Source organism: Streptomyces sp. NRRL F-5755, assembly GCF_001279365.1.
In the GTDB taxonomy this organism is placed as follows: domain Bacteria; phylum Actinomycetota; class Actinomycetes; order Streptomycetales; family Streptomycetaceae; genus Streptomyces; species Streptomyces rimosus.
Genome location: NZ_LGCW01000316.1, coordinates 1 through 16,173, shown reverse-complemented (window position 1 = coordinate 16,173; position 16,173 = coordinate 1). Strand labels below are relative to the sequence as shown.

The 16,173-nt window shown below is 73.7% G+C and carries 13 protein-coding genes; 6 read left to right on the top strand and 7 right to left on the bottom strand.

Annotation, left to right across the window (positions count from 1 at the left end):
- The 3 genes from ADK86_RS37640 to ADK86_RS37630 form a co-directional block, all read right to left on the bottom strand.
- On the bottom strand, positions 1-1,719 hold the full coding sequence (locus tag ADK86_RS37640) for a thiamine pyrophosphate-binding protein (RefSeq protein WP_053700674.1): 1,719 nt from the start codon (positions 1,717-1,719) through the stop codon (positions 1-3).
- Positions 1,716-2,957, bottom strand: a complete 1,242-nt coding sequence (locus ADK86_RS37635) for an aldehyde dehydrogenase family protein (protein ID WP_053700673.1) — start codon at positions 2,955-2,957, stop codon at positions 1,716-1,718. The genes ADK86_RS37640 and ADK86_RS37635 overlap by 4 nt, the downstream gene beginning before the upstream one ends.
- 120 nt (positions 2,958-3,077) lie before the next feature.
- Positions 3,078-4,364 carry an MFS transporter gene (locus ADK86_RS37630; protein WP_159394059.1) on the bottom strand — a complete coding sequence of 429 codons (1,287 nt, stop codon included), beginning with the start codon at positions 4,362-4,364 and terminating at the stop codon, positions 3,078-3,080.
- Positions 4,365-4,549: 185 nt separating this feature from the next.
- Between ADK86_RS37630 and ADK86_RS37625 the strand changes: the two genes are divergently transcribed.
- Positions 4,550-5,821, top strand: coding sequence for a helix-turn-helix transcriptional regulator (locus ADK86_RS37625; protein ID WP_078952531.1), 1,272 nt, complete (start codon positions 4,550-4,552; stop codon positions 5,819-5,821).
- 71 nt (positions 5,822-5,892) lie between these two features.
- Here ADK86_RS37625 and ADK86_RS37620 read toward each other — a convergent pair whose 3' ends face one another.
- Positions 5,893-6,555, bottom strand: coding sequence for a hypothetical protein (locus ADK86_RS37620; protein WP_053700671.1), 663 nt, complete (start codon positions 6,553-6,555; stop codon positions 5,893-5,895).
- Positions 6,556-7,321: 766 nt separating this feature from the next.
- Between ADK86_RS37620 and ADK86_RS37615 the strand changes: the two genes are divergently transcribed.
- Positions 7,322-7,783 carry a helix-turn-helix domain-containing protein gene (locus ADK86_RS37615; RefSeq protein ID WP_159394058.1) on the top strand — a complete coding sequence of 154 codons (462 nt, stop codon included), beginning with the start codon at positions 7,322-7,324 and terminating at the stop codon, positions 7,781-7,783.
- Here ADK86_RS37615 and ADK86_RS37610 read toward each other — a convergent pair.
- From ADK86_RS37610 to ADK86_RS37600, 3 genes are all read right to left on the bottom strand, one after another.
- Positions 7,780-8,160 (bottom strand): hypothetical protein, encoded by a 381-nt coding sequence (locus ADK86_RS37610; protein WP_063789182.1) that lies wholly within the window; start codon positions 8,158-8,160, stop codon positions 7,780-7,782. The genes ADK86_RS37615 and ADK86_RS37610 overlap by 4 nt on opposite strands.
- Positions 8,161-8,214: 54 nt before the next feature.
- A complete protein-coding gene (gene ctaD, locus ADK86_RS37605) occupies positions 8,215-10,005 on the bottom strand; it encodes a cytochrome c oxidase subunit I (RefSeq protein WP_053700669.1) in 1,791 nt (596 codons plus the stop codon).
- A 294-nt stretch (positions 10,006-10,299) separates the two neighbouring features.
- Entirely contained in the window at positions 10,300-11,040 is a 741-nt protein-coding gene (locus tag ADK86_RS37600) for a response regulator (RefSeq protein ID WP_053700668.1), read from the bottom strand.
- 269 nt (positions 11,041-11,309) lie between these two features.
- On the opposite strand from ADK86_RS37600, the gene ADK86_RS37595 reads away from it, so the two are divergent.
- The 4 genes from ADK86_RS37595 (at position 11,310) to ADK86_RS37580 (ending at position 16,103) form a co-directional block, all read left to right on the top strand.
- Positions 11,310-12,755 carry a globin domain-containing protein gene (locus ADK86_RS37595; RefSeq protein ID WP_053700667.1) on the top strand — a complete coding sequence of 482 codons (1,446 nt, stop codon included), beginning with the start codon at positions 11,310-11,312 and terminating at the stop codon, positions 12,753-12,755.
- A complete protein-coding gene (locus tag ADK86_RS37590; RefSeq protein WP_053700666.1) occupies positions 12,752-14,302 on the top strand; it encodes a protoporphyrinogen/coproporphyrinogen oxidase in 1,551 nt (516 codons plus the stop codon). The genes ADK86_RS37595 and ADK86_RS37590 overlap by 4 nt, the downstream gene beginning before the upstream one ends.
- 871 nt (positions 14,303-15,173) lie before the next feature.
- A complete protein-coding gene (locus tag ADK86_RS37585; protein ID WP_053700665.1) occupies positions 15,174-15,548 on the top strand; it encodes a hypothetical protein in 375 nt (124 codons plus the stop codon).
- Between the two features lie 165 nt (positions 15,549-15,713).
- On the top strand, positions 15,714-16,103 hold the full coding sequence (locus tag ADK86_RS37580) for a hypothetical protein (RefSeq protein WP_053700664.1): 390 nt from the start codon (positions 15,714-15,716) through the stop codon (positions 16,101-16,103).
- Positions 16,104-16,173 lie beyond the last annotated feature (70 nt).

Below are 16,173 nucleotides of genomic sequence, written 5' to 3'. Positions count from 1 at the left end.
TCATTCGTCCTCACGCAACGGGAAGTCGCCGGCGGGTCCGGCCATCCCGGGCGGGCTGTCGGCGAGCCGGACCCCGACCTCCACCACCGCGGCGGTTCCCGACGCGCAGTGCTGCCACGCGGCGGAAAGGACGCGATCGAGATCGCCGGGGTTGTCAGCGCGCCAGTACTTCAGTCCGTACGCGGCCGTCAGGCCCTCGTTGCCGGTGGGCCGGTCGGCGGTGAACGCGAAGCGCGAGCCGCTGCCGGACACCCGGTCGAGGTTGGTCTGGAGCCAGCCGTACCCGCCGTTGTCGAGCACGACGTACAGCACCCCGGCGCCCGCGTCGGCGAGCGTGGGCAGTTCGCTGCGGAAGAGGTTGAAGGCGCCGTCGCCGGCCACCGAGACGACGGGGCGCCCCGGCTCGGCGAGGGCCACACCGAGCGCGGCGGCCGCGCCGAAGCCCAGCGGGGTCTGCTCGCTCGGCACCACCGAGCCGCCGCGCGCGCCACAGGTCCAGTGCGGGTGGAAGTACGACCACATGTCCTGGAGGCCGTTCTCCTGCACCAGGACGCGGTCTTCGGGTACGGCGCGGCCGAGCGCCGCCAGGACACGGCTGACCGGGACGCCGCCGCTCTCCTTCGCCGTACGGTCGGCCTCAAGGACCCGCTCCTCGGCGCGCGCGGCGAGCGCCCGGCGCACCTCGCTCACCCGGTCCGTCCAGGCGGCGTCGGGGGTGTGCCCGGCCAGCAGGCCGGTCCAGGCGTCCACGGTGCGCGCCACATCGCCCAGGACGCCGGCGCCGGGGCGCGCGGTCACCAGGCCGTCCTCGCCGGACACCACCTGGATCACCGGCAGTCGGTCCGCGTCCGGCCAGCCGAAGGTGGCGGTCTCCTCCAGGCGGCTGCCGAGCGCGATCACCAGGTCGGCTTCCTGCCACAGCCGGTCGACCGGCGCGACGGTGTAGAGGCCGGAGACGCCGCAGAACAGCGGGTGGTCCTCGGCGACCGTGCCGCGCCCGGAGGCGGTGGTGAACAGGCCCGCGCCGAGGAGTTCGGCGAACGCCTCCAGCGAGCGGTCCGCGTTGCGGTGCCGGGCGCCGCCGCCGACGAGCAGCAGCGGGCGCCGGGCGGCGGCGATCCGGGCGGCGGTGTCGGCCAGTACGTCCGGGTCCGGGGTGAGGCGCTGCGCGGCGGCCGGGCGCCACGGGGCGGTGCGGGTGACCTGCTCGTTCGCGAGGTCTTCGGGGATCTCGACGTACACCGGTCCCGGGGTGCCGTTGACGGCGACGGCCACGGCCTGGTCGAGGGCCGCGGGCAGCCGGTCGGCGCGGTCCACCCGTACCGCCCACTTGACCAGCGGGCGTACGGCGGACAGCTGGTCCAGCTCCTGGAACGCGCCGGTGCCCATCCGCTCCAGCGGGGTGCCCCCGGCGATCAGCACGACCGGCGCGGCGGCGGACCGGGCCTCCAGCACGCCGGTGAGCGTGTTGGTCAGGGCCGGCCCCTTGCCCACCGCGCAGATGCCGGGACGCCCGGACGCCAGCGCGTAACCGGTCGCCATGAACACGGCGTTGCGCTGGTCGCGGCAGATGACGAAGCGGGTGTCGGTCTGCTCCAGCGCGGCCAGCAGGTCCATGTCGTCGCCGGGCAGGCCGAAGACGGCCGTGGTGCCCAGGTGCCGCAGGTGGTCGGCGACCGCGTGCCAGGCCGTCGGGTAGGTGTGCGCGCGTTCGTTCACCGGGGGGCCTTCGGGTAGTGCTCGGCGACGGCCTTGGAGATCAGGACGGGCTCCGCCCACAGCTCCTGGCCGTCGGTGATGTAGTTGGCCATCCGGCCGAAGCCGCCGAAGGGCGCGTTGCCGTCGTCGATGGACAGCAGGGTGGTGTCGAGGGTGACGGTGGTACGGCGGCGCAGCGCGGTGACCAGGTCCGGGGCGTCGCCGTACACGCTGGAGCCCAGGGCCCGTTCGGTGAACTGGCCGGTGGTGAGGGTGGCGGCGAGGGCCTGCTCGTCGCGGTAGCCGACGACGTTGAAGACCGGCGCGAAGAACTCCGGGACCTGCGTGCGCGGGGTCACCTCGTCGCCGACGACGACGGTGGGCTCCATCCGCCGGGTGCGGAAGTCGACATGGCCGCCGTACGCGATGTGCTCGCGGTTACGGGCCAGGAACTGGACCGCCTCCTCCAGCGCACCGTCGTAGAAGACCGGCCCGAAGTCGGCGTCGGGGTCGGTGTACGGGCCGTAGCGCAGGCCCTTGAGTTCGCGGACGAGCCCGTCGAGGAAGGCGTCGCGGAGGTCCTCGTGCACACAGAACAGGTCCGGGCCCAGGCAGTCCTGGCCGGCGTTGTGGACGCGGATCTCCACGGCGTCGCGCACGGCGCGCTCCACGTCGGCGCCGGGGGCGACGACGAACGGGTTGACGCCGGAGCCGAGGAACAGGAAGAGCTGCCCCGGGTTGAGCTGGGCGCGGATCTGCTCGGCGTTGTGGTACGCCCCGGTGAACACCACCACGTCGGACGGCAGGACGTGGTCGCGGACGAACTCCCGCTGGCTGGCGACGGTCAGCTCGATGGGCAGCCGGTGGTGCTCGGCGAGCAGCCGGTGCAGCCGCGCCATCTGGTCCTTGACCTGGCTGGAGGGCCGGAAGACCAGGTGGTCGGCGTAGAGCGCGGGGACGAGCAGGTACAGCGCGTACGAGTAGAGGATCACGTTGGAGGGCATGAAGACGGCCAGCCGCGGCACCCGGCCCGGCCGGTACGCGTCCACCTCGGCGAGGGCGCCGTCGAGCGTGGCGATGGTCGCCTCGATCTCGTATCCGGCGGCGCGGTGGGTGGATATCTCACACAGCAGGTCGTGCACGTCGCCGGGGTTGTCGGCCAGCAGGTCCCGCACCGCGCGCAGCGCGGCGAGGCGCCGCGCGTCCGTGGTGCCCTCGGGCGCGGCGGCCGCGGCGGGCAGGACGGGGGCGGAGGTCATGCGCGCACCTCGTCTCGCTCGGCGGACCCACGCTGCACTGGCACGCGCCGCTCGGTGCTGCGCTCACTCATGTGTCCCTCCTCGGGGCGTCGACCATAGAGGGCCAGCGTCAGCCAGCTGTCATTGTTTGTCAAGTTCAGTCATGGTCGGTGATGCGGGGGCGTACCCGCGGTCGGCAGCGGCGCTCCGGTCGATCTCCCGCAGCGCCGGAGCGGCCCAACAGCAGACCACCACCAGCAGGTAGGCCCCGGCGATCAGAGCGATCGCGGGGCGCAGACCGAGGGCGCCCACGGCGGCGACGGTCAGCGAGGCGCCGAGCGGCACCGCCGCCAGCCCGACCGTGTCGACCGCGGCCGTCACCCGCCCGTACTGCTCGCGCGGCACGCTGCGCTGGAGCACCCCCGTACGCAGCGGGCCCACCGGCGCCGCCACCGCGCCGAGCACGGCGAGCAGCGCCGCACCGGCCGGCAGCGGGGGGAGCGAGACCAGCGAGGCGATCAGGAGGCCCGCGGCGAAGCCGGTGCCGATGTAGAGGAACCGGCCGCTGATCCGGTGCCCGAAGACGGCGTAGCCGACCGTGCCCGCCACCGCGCCCAGGCCGAAGGAGGTGAGCAGGACGCCCAGGCTCGCCGCGCTGCCCAGGTGCTGGTACGCGTACGTCACCAGGACCACCCCCGCCAGGCCGCTGTCCAGGGCGTTGAAGGCGGTACCGGAAATGGCGACGGCGCGCAGCAGGCGGTGGCGGCGCAGTGTGCGCAGCCCGGAGCGCAGGTCGGCGAGGTAGGCACCGGCCGGGCGCCGCTCGGTGGCCCGCCGGCCGGCGGAGATGCAGACGAGGAGGACCAGCGCCGCGAGTCCGCAGGCGACGGCGTCGAGGAGCAGCACGCTGTGGGTGCCGAGCAGTGCGACGCCGGCGCCGCCCAGCGGGGGCCCGCACAGCTGGGCGACCTGGTGGATACCGGTGAGCAGCGCGTTGCCGCGCTCCAGCGGCATGCCCGCGGCCTCGCTCAGCTCCGGGACCAGGCCGGTGACCGCCGCGCCGCCGGGGACGTCGAGGGCGTTGGCGGCCACCACCAGGAGGGCGAGGGTGGGGAAGTCCAGCGCATCCAGGGCGTACAGCAGGGGGATGCAGGCCGCGCCGAGGCCGCCGACCAGATAGGCGACCACCGCCATCGTCCGGAATCCCCAGCGGTCGACCAGCGGACCCGCCACGAATCCGACCACTCCGGAGGTGACGGCCCCGATCGCGACCACGATCCCGGTCTGCGCCACGCTGCCGGTCGTCTTCAGTACGAACCAGGGGACGGCGACGACCATCATGGCCTCGCCGAGCGAGCTGACCGCCACGGCGCCCAGCAGGGCATGGATTCCCCACCGGCGGCGTCGAGGAAATCCCAGGCTTGTCATATGAATTGACACTAGCATGACTGGATATTGACCAACTGGCTTCTTCAAGAGCCCGTAAAGAGCCGGATACGAGCCAGTGACAACCGCCCCCGCCTGCCGTCCGGGCGAGTAGAGTCGCGGGTCACAACCCGTAAGCTTGTCCATGCATCCCCTACTCAACAGCGAGCTGAACGCCGAGGAACAGCTTGACGATCGAACAGCCAGCGTTCGGAGAACGCGTCCGGGAGATCCGTCGCGCCCAGGGCATGTCCCAAGGGGACCTCGCCGGCGACGGCGTCTCCCCCAGCTACGTCTCGTTGGTGGAGAGCGGCCGCCGCAGCCCCAGCACCAAAGCGGCCAAGGCCATCGCCGAGCGCCTCGGCATGTCCCTCGAAGAGCTGACCGCGCCCCGGCCCGCCGACCGCGAGCGCACCCACCGCCTGGAGCTGGTCGGCCAGCTCGTCGCCGCCCGCGCGAGCCAGGCCGCCGGTGACTGGCCCGCCGCCCGCCGGCAGCTGGAAACCGTCGCCGGACGGGCCGCCGACAACGACCTCGACGAGGTGCGCTGGGAGGCCCGCTGGGAGCTGGCCACCGTCCTCGACCAGCTCGGCGCCGCCGACGACCGCGAGCGCGTCCTGCGCACCCTGCTCGACGACCCGCTCACCACCGCCGCGCCGCTGCTGCGCTCCCAGGTCGCCGCCGAACTCTCCCAGCTGCACCGGCGGCAGGGCCGCCTGGCCGAGGCGGTACGCCGCGCCGAGGACGCCCAGAGCGCCGCGGCGGACGTCGAAGCGGCCCGCCCCGCCCGGGTGCAGGCCCAGGTGGCGCTGCTGTCGGCGTACGTGGAAAGCGGTGAGTGGCACCGCGCGCAGGGCCTCGCCGACACCCTGCTGGACGAGGCGCCGCCCGCCGGTGCCGCACGCCTTCGCGCGATCGGCCTGTGGGCCGCCGCGGGCGCGCGCTATCTGGACGGCCGGGCGGACGCCGCGCACGAGTTGCTGACCGAGGCGGACGAACTGCTCGCGGCCACCGACGACGTGCGGCAGCGCACCCGCCTGGCCCGCGCCCGTACGCTGCTGGCCCTCGCCTGCGACGCCCCCGGCGCCGACGCCCTGCTGGAGCGCGTCCGCCAGGCCGCCGCGCTGCTCGCCACGCCGGAGACGCTGAGCTGGCTCGCGGCCCTGGAGGTCCTGGGCGCGCTGCGCGCCTCCGACGCGGAACGGGCCCTGGAGCAGGCCGGCACCATCCCCGTCGACTCCCCGGCGCTGCCCGCGCTGGACCAGGCCCGCTGTGTCCTGATCCGGGCCCGCGCCCAGCGCGCCGCCGGTCGCGAGGAGGCCGCCGAGGCCGACTTCCGCACCGCGGCATCCGGGTACGAGACCGCCGGCGCGTACCGGCTGGCGATGGCGACCTGGCGCGAGCTGAGCGATCCGGGCCACCTCACCGGGCCCGACCCGCATCTGGTCCTGATGCCGTAAAGGCGCGTGCGCCGGCCGGGCGCCGGACCGGACGCACCGGCCGGCCCCCGCCCGGCGCACGCGCCCGGCCGTCACGGCCCCACCGGCACCGGACACCGCACCCGCCACACGACGGCCTCGCTCACCGGCTGCGAGGCCGCCACGGAAGCGGCGGTGTCCGGATCGGTGGGCAGATCCTGTACGTACGCGACGCCGCCGGTGCCCAGGATGCCGGTCTCGGGCACCACGACCGCGCCCTCCGGCCCCACGCCCAGGACGTCCACCTCGGCGGCGAACGCCAGCCCGCCGCGGCCCGTGAGCCGCAGCGCCGCTTCCTTGCGCGTCCACCACTGGGTGAGCAGCGCCGCGCGGTGGGCGGCCGGGGCCGCTTCGGCACGGGCCCGCTCGGCGGCGCCGAACGGCAGCCACGCCCAGGCGTCCAGCGACGACGGCACGGTGGACACGCTCAGCGCCACCGAAGCGCCGCGGGCGCAGGCGATCAGCAGTCCGCCCTCGTCACGGCAGACCGTCAGGTCCAATGGCCCGGCGGACAGCCGCGACCTGCCGAAATCGTCGCGCGTCGAGCGCACTTCGCACGGCGAGCAGTCCAGCAGCCAGGCCACCAGGGTGTGCAGCCGCCCCCGCCACAGGCCGCACGGGCAGGAGTCGGCCGCGACCGCGAAGCCGTCGCCGTCCGGCCGCGCGCATCCCTGCGCGCAGTCCGCCGTCTCGTCCAGGACCGAGAAGACGTGCACCTGTCCCTCGGAGATGGCGGAGGCGTTTCCCGGCTCCCAGCGCGCGCCGCGCAGCCCCGGCCCCCACGGTTGTTCCGGACCGTCGTCCGGACACAGCAGGCCGGCTCCGGAAACGCTCCCCCGAAATGTTGCTTGCAATGTTCCCCCGATTTTTGGATTTCGTCACGCCGCGAATACGGGGAACCGCGTCGGCACCTGCGCGGGAAACGGGAGAATGCCTGGCCGCCTGGTCAGTTTGCAGCCATTCCCCGTTACACCGCGCGAAGAGCCGAAGAGCGGACCCCGGGCGTACAAAACCGTTGGCGATTCACCTCCGTCCGCCTCCTTCCGCGCTCGGCGGCAGGGCAAGTCCACCGCGGGCCACAGCACCCGGTCAGTGGCGCCGCACCCGCTGTCACCTGCCCCAACACCCCGATGCGGAACGGTCGGCAGACTGTGCGGACCCCAAGGTAGCCAGCTCGTTCACGCGAGTCAACAGCGCTGAAAGGCGCCTGACTGGACCTGACTGCGCATCACAGAGAGGTGCCGCCACCCCACTTGCGCGAGTGGCCGAAGCACTGCGTACCGGAACCGGTGGACCTTACTCCGCTCACCGTCGCGCACTAGGATGTCCCACCCTCCGACCCGCCTGTACCGGGTCGCCCACGCTCCGCGATCGGAGCAGGCCGAAGGCCGTCGGAGGGCGCCGCGAGGAAGCGGCGGACGACGGCGTTCAGATATTTCCCGCATTTCTTGGCGCGGAAGAGGAAGGGGTGGGTCCGGCATCGTGCAGCACGCTCAGGAGGACAGAGCCGACAGCTTGGCCGCCAAACTCAATTGCCTTTTCGAACGCGCCGAGGGGCCGGACGGGAGCCCGCCGTCCAACCGGCAGGTGGCCGCGTCGATCAACGCGGCGGCCGGGGAGCAGATCATCTCCCACTCGTACATCTCGCTGCTGCGCAACGGGCACCGCGACAACCCCACGTTCCGGCAGCTGGAGGTGCTGGCGGACTACTTCGACGTCAGCCCGGCCTTCTTCTTCGACCACGACGAGATCGCCGCGCAGGTGGCGGAGGGGCTGCGGTTCCTGACCTCGCTGCACACCGGCGACGTGGGCGCCCCGTCGCCGCGCGCCGGCGGGCTCACCGCCGAGATGCTCGACCACGTCAACGAGGTCATGGGGCAGATCGAGCGGAGCCGGCAGCCCGCGTCCGTACCGCCCGCCGCCGAGCCGCCGGCCGCCTTCTAGATCAGCCGCCCCCGGAAAGCGCCCCGGAATCGGCCCGGGTGCCGGGCCGGCGGGTGGCCCAGGTGGAGCGCCGCCCAGCGTTCGTCCTCCTCCCGCTGCTCCCGGAAGCGGCGGCAGGCGGCGGCGGTGCGGACGGCCGCCGAGGCCGCAATGCCGGTGGCCGCAGTGGCGGCCAGCGCGGGCCAGGGGACGGACAGCAGGAGGAGCACGGCCAGTGCGGCCGGGGTGGACCACAGGACGAGGCAGGAGACGGCGGCGATGCGCAGGGACAGCGGGCGGTCGGGGCCCGCGCGCAGGTCGAGCAGGGCGGGCAGGTACCAGACACTGCCCGCGGCGGTCAGGACGGCGGCGCCCAGCGCCAGGACATCGGGGGACATGCGTACCTGATTCCGGGGGACGGCGGGAGGGGGCGGGGACGGGGGTGCGGAGGGTCAGGTGCGGGACGCTTCGAGCGCGGCCACCTCGGGGTGGTGGAGGTCGAAGGCGGGGGATTCGCTGCGGATGCGGGGCAGCGAGGTGAAGTTGTGCCGGGGCGGCGGGCAGGAGGTCGCCCACTCCAGGGACCGGCTGTAGCCCCAGGGGTCGTCGGCCTCGATCTTCTTGCCGTACTTGGCGGTCTTCCACACGTTGTAGAAGAAGGGCAGGAAGGACAGCCCGAGCGTGAAGGAGCCGATGGAGGACAGGGTGTTGAGGGTGGTGAAGCCGTCGGCGGCGAGGTAGTCGGCGTAGCGGCGGGGCATGCCCGCGGCGCCGAGCCAGTGCTGCACGAGGAAGGTGAGGTTGAAGCCGACGGTGAGCGTCCAGAAGGTGATCTTGCCGAGGCGTTCGTCCAGCATCTTGCCGGTGAACTTCGGCCACCAGAAGTGGAAGCCGGCGAACATCGCGTACACGACCGTACCGAAGAGCGTGTAGTGGAAGTGCGCGACGACGAAGTAGGTGTCGGAGACGTGGAAGTCCATCGGCGGGGAGGCCAGGATGACACCGGTCAGGCCGCCGAAGACGAAGGTGATCAGGAAGCCGGTGGCCCAGAGCATCGGCGTCTCGAAGGACAGCGAGCCCTTCCACATGGTGCCGATCCAGTTGAAGAACTTCACCCCGGTCGGCACCGCGATCAGGAACGTCATGAAGGCGAAGAACGGCAGCAGGACGCCGCCGGTCACGTACATGTGGTGCGCCCACACGGTGATGGACAGGCCCGCGATGGAGATCGTCGCCGCGATCAGGCCGATGTAGCCGAACATGGGCTTGCGGGAGAAGACCGGGATGACCTCGGAGATGATGCCGAAGAACGGCAGCGCGAGGACGTAGACCTCGGGGTGGCCGAAGAACCAGAACAGGTGCTGCCACAGCAGTGCGCCGCCGTTGGCGGGGTCGAAGATGTGCGAGCCGAACTTGCGGTCCATCTCCAGGGCGAACAGGGCCGCGGCCAGCACGGGGAAGACCATCAGGATCAGCAGCGCGGTCAGCAGCACGTTCCAGGTGAAGATCGGCATCCGGAACATCGTCATGCCGGGGGCGCGCATGCAGATGATCGTGGTGATGAAGTTGACCGCGCCCAGGATGGAGCCGAAGCCGGACAGCGCCACGCCCATGATCCACATGTCGGCGCCGACGCCGGGCGAGTGCACCGCGTCCGACAGCGGCGCGTACGCGAACCAGCCGAAGTCGGCGGCGCCCTGCGGGGTCAGGAAGCCGGCCGCCGCGATCAGCGAGCCGAACAGGAACAGCCAGTAGGCGAGCATGTTCAGCCGCGGGAAGGCGACGTCGGGGGCGCCGATCTGCAGCGGCATCAGCCAGTTCGCGAAGCCGGTGAACAGCGGCATGGCGAACAGCAGCAGCATCACCGAGCCGTGCATCGTGAACGCCTGGTTGAACTGCTCGTTGGACATGATCTGCGTGCCGGGCCGGGCCAGTTCGGCGCGCATCAGGAGGGCCATCAGGCCGCCCACGAGGAAGAACACGAAGGCCGTGACGAGGTAGAGCGTCCCGATCTTCTTGTGGTCGGTGGTGGTCAGCCACTCCACCGGGATGCGGCGGCGTATCGGACGGGGGCCCGGGACGGCGTGCGGGATGTCGGTGGCGGGGCCGGTGGTCGCCCCGGCCCCGCCGTCGTGCCCGTCCACCGTCCGGTGGCCGCCCGGCTCGGTGACGGGCCGGTCCGGGGCGCCGGAGCCGCCGTGCGTCCCGGAGTCTGTCTGCGTGCGGGTATCCGATCCGTCCACCGGGGTGTGTCCTTCATTTCTGGCGCATGAACTCAACGGGCCGGGAAGAGCCTTCAGCACGGGGGAGAGACCCGGCTCTTCCCGGCTGTGCCAGCATCGGCCGCGGGGCGCACGGGGCCATAGGGCCGTGCGGGCCGGGACGGCGGCCGACGGTCCCGGGCCCGGACAGCCGGGCGGGCAGCCGAAAGGCGGTGCGGCAAGGGGCTCTTGGCGGGAGCGGCCCGTAGCGCCATAAACGGGAACGGCGCGGGGCGGACCCGTGTCCGCCCCGCGCCGTCGGCGCGCGTCCGCCCCCTACCGGCCGCCGCGCTGGTGCTCCTGCTGGCCCCGGATGCGCCCGGCGATCACCGCGGCCTGGACGCGCCGCCCGACCCCCAGCTTGGAAAGGATCGTGGAGATGCGGTTCTTGACCGTCTTCTCCGCGAGGAACAGCCGGTCCGCGATCTCCCGGTTGGTCAGGCCCTCGCCGATCAGCTCCAGGATCTCGCGCTCCCGGGGCGCCAGCCGGTCCAGTTCGGACTGCGGGGACGTCTCGGCCTGCTGCGGGGCGCGCAGCCGCGCCATCACACGGGACGCCGTGCGCGGGTCCAGCATCGACTTGCCGGCCGCCACCGTCCGTACCGCGTTCACCAGGTCGGACCCGTTGATCTGCTTGAGGACGTACCCGGCCGCGCCCGCCATGATGGCGTCGAACAGCGCCTCGTCGTCGTCGAAGGACGTGAGCATCAGGCAGGCCAGGTCGGGCATCCGGGCGCGCAGTTCGCGGCAGACCTCGATGCCCTCGTGGTCGCCGTTCGCCGACTCGCCGCGCTCCCCCAGCCGTACGTCGAGCACCGCCACCTGCGGCCGTACGGCGGGCACCCGGGCCAGGGCCTCGGCCCCGCTGGACGCCTCCCCCACGACCTCGATGCCGTCCTCGGCGTCGAGGAGGTCGCGCACGCCACGGCGGACCACCTCGTGGTCGTCGAGGATGAACACGCGCAGGGGCGGTGCGCCGGGTCCGGTGGGCCCGACGGGCCCGGGGTGCTGGTTCATTCGGCTCTCGTTCTGTCGGCCGGGGTCGCGTACGAGGGGTGCGCACGGCATCACACACCCTCGGGACGATCTTCCGCGAGGGCCGGAAGTCCTGGGGGAATAGGGCCGTTCGGTCACCTTTGCCCAGTGCCATACTGACGCGCCCCATCCCCTTCAGGAGGTCCGTTCATGCCACGCCTCGCGTCGTATGCCCGCAACCCCCGGCCGCTCAGCGCCGTTCCGGTCCTCCCGGCCTCCCCCGCTTCCGTCCCCGATCGGGCCGTACGCTCATGAGCACCGTCAACGAGGACTACCACGCCCTGCTCGCCCGCCACGAGGCCATGCGGCTGCGGCGGCGCATCCTGTCCCCCGGAACCGAACCGGCCGCCCCCCAGGGGCTCGCGGCCGGCCGGGCGGGCGGCGGCCCGCGGGCCATCGGCCGCTCCTCGGACGCCTCCGGCGCCGGCCCCTCGCCCCACGGCGCGGCGGACTTCGACCCCGCGTCCTACGACGGCGCCGCCGACCAGCGGGTCATCACCGAGTACCTGGAACTCGTGACCCCCTTCGGCGAGCTGATCACCCACCTCTACGAGACGATGTTCCGGCGGTGGCCCTATCTGCGGTCGCTGTTCCCGGAGTCGATGGAGTTCCAGCGCGCCCATCTGGCGCGCGCCTTCTGGTACTTGATCGAGAACCTCCACCGGCCCGACGACATCGCGGAGGTCTTCGGGCGGCTGGGCCGCGACCACCGCAAGCTCGGGGTGCGGCCGGTGCACTTCCAGGCGTTCGAGGCGGCGCTGTGCGAGGCACTGCGCCGCACGGCGGGCCCGCGCTGGGCGGACGCCGTCGAGCAGGCGTGGGTGCGCATGCTGCGGTTCGCCGTCGCGGCCATGGTCAGCGGCGCCGAGGCGGCCCTCGCCGAACCGCCGTACTGGCAGGCCGAGGTGACCGCGCACGAGCGGCGCCGACCGGACCTCGCGGTGCTGCGGGTGCGGACCAACGAGCCGTACCCGTACCGCGCGGGGCAGTTCGCGGCCCTGGAGTCGCCGCTGCTGCCGCAGGCGTGGCGGCAGTACTCGATCGCCTGCGCACCCCGGCCCGACGGCGAGCTGGAGTTCCACGTACGGCAGACGTGCGCGGGCGGCGTGAGCGAGGCCCTGGTCGCGCACACGCGGGCCGGTGACACGCTGCGCGTCGGCCCCGCGCGCGGGTCGATGACGCTGGACGACGAGCTGGCGAGCGACCTCGTCCTGGTGGCGGCCGACACCGGCTGGGCGCCGGTGAAGGCGCTGCTGGAGGACCTGTCCGCGCGGCGCAGGCACCGGAACGTACGGCTGTTCCTCGGCGCGCACAGCTTCGCCGACCTGTACGACGCGGGCCCGCCGTCCGAACTGGAGCGGCGGCGGCCCTGGCTGCGGGTGACACCCGTGATCGGGCGGCGGCCCGGCACCGGCGCCGCCTTCGGGACGGGCGAGGACGGCTACGACGCGCTGGCCGGGGCGGTGGCCGAGGCCGTGACGCGGCACGGCGACTGGTCCGGGCACCAGGCGTACGTCAGCGGCCCGACCGCGGTGGTCGAGGCGACCGTGGCCCGGCTGACCGCCGCGGGCATGCCGCCCGGCAGCATCCGGCACGATCCGCTCTCGGACATCCTGCGCCCGTCGCCGCGCGCCGTGACGGGCGGCCCGGGAGCGGCGACGGCAGCGAACACCGCGTTCGAAGGAGTCGAGTCATGAGCGTGCCGACGACCGCGTCCGCCGTACGGACCGGTCCCGCGTACCGGAGCGCCGATGCCGCCGGGAGCGCCACCGCGCCCCGTACCCACGCCCCCGCCGGGACCGCCGGCACCGGGCGGGCGCTCGCCCGGCACGTCGTCGTCATCGGCGGCGGCATCGCGGGCCTCGCCGCCGCGCACCGGCTCACCGGCGCGGGCCTGCGCGTGACGCTGCTGGAGTCCACCGGACGGCTCGGCGGCAAGCTGCGCTCCGGCGAGATCGCCGGGGTGCCCGTCGACCTGGGCGCCGAGGCGCTGCGCGTGCCCCGGCCGGAAGCGGTGGACCTGGCGCGGGAGGTGGGCCTCGGCGACCGGCTGCGGGTCCCTGCCGCGACGGGCGCCGCGCTGTGGACACGGGGCGGGCTGCGGCCGATCCCGAGCTGCCGCGGGCGCGACGTCCTCGGCCGGACCCGGACGGCCGACACGTACGAGGTGTCCCTGCGCGCCGCCGTACCGCAGCTGTTCGAGGCGGCGCGGCACGACGGGGCGCTGCTGACCGGCGTACGGCAGGTGCGGCGGCGGTCCGCCGAACAGCAGCGGCGCCTCGCCGAACAGCGCAACGCGGAGGCGCGGCGCCGGGCCCTGGAACGGGAGATCGCCGAGGAGCGGCGGCTCGCGGAGCAGCGGCGGATCGCCGACCGGCCGCGCTCGGGGCCGCTCATCCCGCGCCCCCGGCCCGAGTTCGCCCGTACGGGGACCGGCGAGCGGGCCACCGCCCACACCATCCCCGACCTGTCCCGCGGCGGCCCCGACTACCTGGGCCTGGACGGCGGCGCGGGCACGTTGGCGGGCGCCGTGGCCGACGCCGTACGCGCCGCGGGCGGGGCGATCCTGCGCAACACCCCGGCCCTCGCGCTGACCCGCACCGCGTACGGCTGGGAAGTGCGCACCGCCGCCCGCACCCTGCTGTGCGACAGCCTCGTGCTGGCGACCCCGGCCTGGTCGGCGGCCACCCTGCTCGCCGCCGAGGCGCCGCTCGCGGCAGCCGAACTGTCCGAGGTGGCCTACGCGTCGATGGCGCTGGTCACGATGGCGTTCCGGCGCTCCGACCTGGCCGGGCTGACCGCGTTCGACGGCCGGTGCGGCTTCCTCGTACCGCCGGGGGACGGGCACACCATCAAGGCGTCCACGTTCCTGACACGCAAGTGGGACTGGCTGTCGGAACGGGCCGAGGACCTCTTCGTCCTGCGCACCTCGATCGGCCGGTACGGCCAGGAAGAGGTCCTCTACCTGGACGACACCGACCTGGTGGGCGCCGCGCTGCGCGACCTGGGCGAGGCCACCGGGCTGGCCGCGCGGCCGGTGGCGACGGACGTGACGCGGTGGATCGGCGGCCTGCCGCACTACGCGGTCGGCCACCCGGCACGCGTGACGCGGGTACGCAACGGACTGTCCCGCCTACCGGGCCTGCGCCTGTGCGGCGCCGCATACGACGGAGTCGGCGTCGCCGACTGCGTGGCCAGCGGCCAGCGCGCGGCAGACGAAATTATCGCCACGGCGGCCGCCTGAGAACGGCAGACGAAACCCTTGCCACGGCGGCCAGCCGATCACAACGGGCGCGTCCGTCCCACCGTCGTACGGGGCCGGGACGCGCCCTGGTCCGGCACCGACAGGCGGGATCGGTACGCGTCCTTGCGCGCCGCCGTCAGGCGGGGTGGGCATCCGGCCTCACCTGCCGCCGAAAGGTGGGATGGGTACGCGTCTTCCCGCGCCGCTGTCAGGCGGGGTCGATATGCATCCTCACCCGCCATCGTCAGGCGGAACCGGCAAGCATCCTCCCGCGCCACCGCCAGGCGGGATCGGCATGCGCCTTACGCCACCGCCCTCACCCGGACGCCGGACGCACCCTCCCGCACCACCGCCAGACGGGACCGGCATGCGCCCTCACCCGCCGCCGTCACACGGAACCGGCAAGCATCCTCCCGCGCCACCGTCAAGCGGGATCAGCATGCGCCTTACGCCGCGCCCCTCACCCGGAACCGGCACATACCCTCCCGCGCCACCGCCAGGTGGGATCGGCATGCGCCTTACGCCGCGCCCCTCACTCGGAACCGGCACATACCCTCCCGCGCCACCGTCACACGGGATCGGTATGCGCCCTCCCGAACCACCCGTCCACCACGCGCCCCCCCTTCCCCACACACCACCTCTTCACCGCCCAGCGCTCCGCCACCCCTCGGCGCCCCGCTATCCCCCGGCGCTTTGCCCCCACCCATCCCCTCTCCCCCACCCACAACTTCTGCTGATCCGACGTCACTTTCCGGCCATCCGTGCCAAGATAATGTCAGGGGCCGCCACACCGCGCTCCTGTTGTGCCGGGAGGTTTGGCCGGCGAGCGGTCCGACAGGCGAGCGGGCCCAGGCGTCCGGGGCAGGTGGCCATGGCAGGCATCGATGAGACGCTGCGGGACCTGGTTCAGCTCAAGGGTGTCCTCGGCGCTTCGGTGGTCGACTACTTCAGCCGCCTCACCCTCGGCGCGGTCGGCGACCCGTCCGGTCCTGACCTCGAAACGGCTGCCCGCGGGGACACCGACGTGGTGCGGGCGAAGCTGTTCACGCTGGAACTCCTCGGGTACCGCCCGGAGCGGGTCCAGGACATCCTGATCACGCTGGACGACGAGCTGCACCTGATCCGCCCGCTCACCCGCCGCAGCCGCCAGGGCATCTTCGTCTACCTCGTCCTGGACCGGGCCAGCGGCGATCTGGACACGGCACGGGACCGCCTGCGGCAGGTCGAGTCGGAGCTGGACGTCTGAGCCGTTCGTCCCTCCGGGCGCGGTGTGCCGGGCGTGCGCCCGTCGACGGGCGCGTTGTGCCGCCGGAACGGGACGAAAGAGGAAGAGTGGGTACGCACCGGTAGAGGCGGCGGTGGGGCGCGGTGCCGCGCTCGCCTCCGGAGCCCGTGACGAAGGAGGCGGACGATGCACGAGGGACTGCTGCGCGCGGTGGGCGCGACAACGGCGGTGTACGGCCTGGCGGTCACCGCCTGGCCCGCCCTGCTGGCCAAGCCCTCCGGCCTGGCGGAGGCGGACGGGCAGGTGGCCTCCGCGACCCGTACGGCACTGCGCCCGCTGGCCTGGCGCGACGCGGCCGGCGGCCTCGCCCTGGCCCTGGCGCCGACGGGCCCGGCCCTGCAAACCGCCGCCTGCGTCCGGATCGCGGCGGACTTCGGTGACGCGGCCCTCCTGGGCGTGACGCTGCCGGGCCGGGCCCGGCGGCGTGCGGCCGTGGCCGTCTCGGTGGGCTGGGGCGCATTGTCGGTCGTGGGGCTCCTGTGGCCGACGACCGCGCGGGCCGCCCGGGGCGCATGACCCGCGCACCCCACCCGTACACCGCAGCACCCATCCCCCCAAGGTCCCCCGGGGCGCCGTCCCCCTGCGC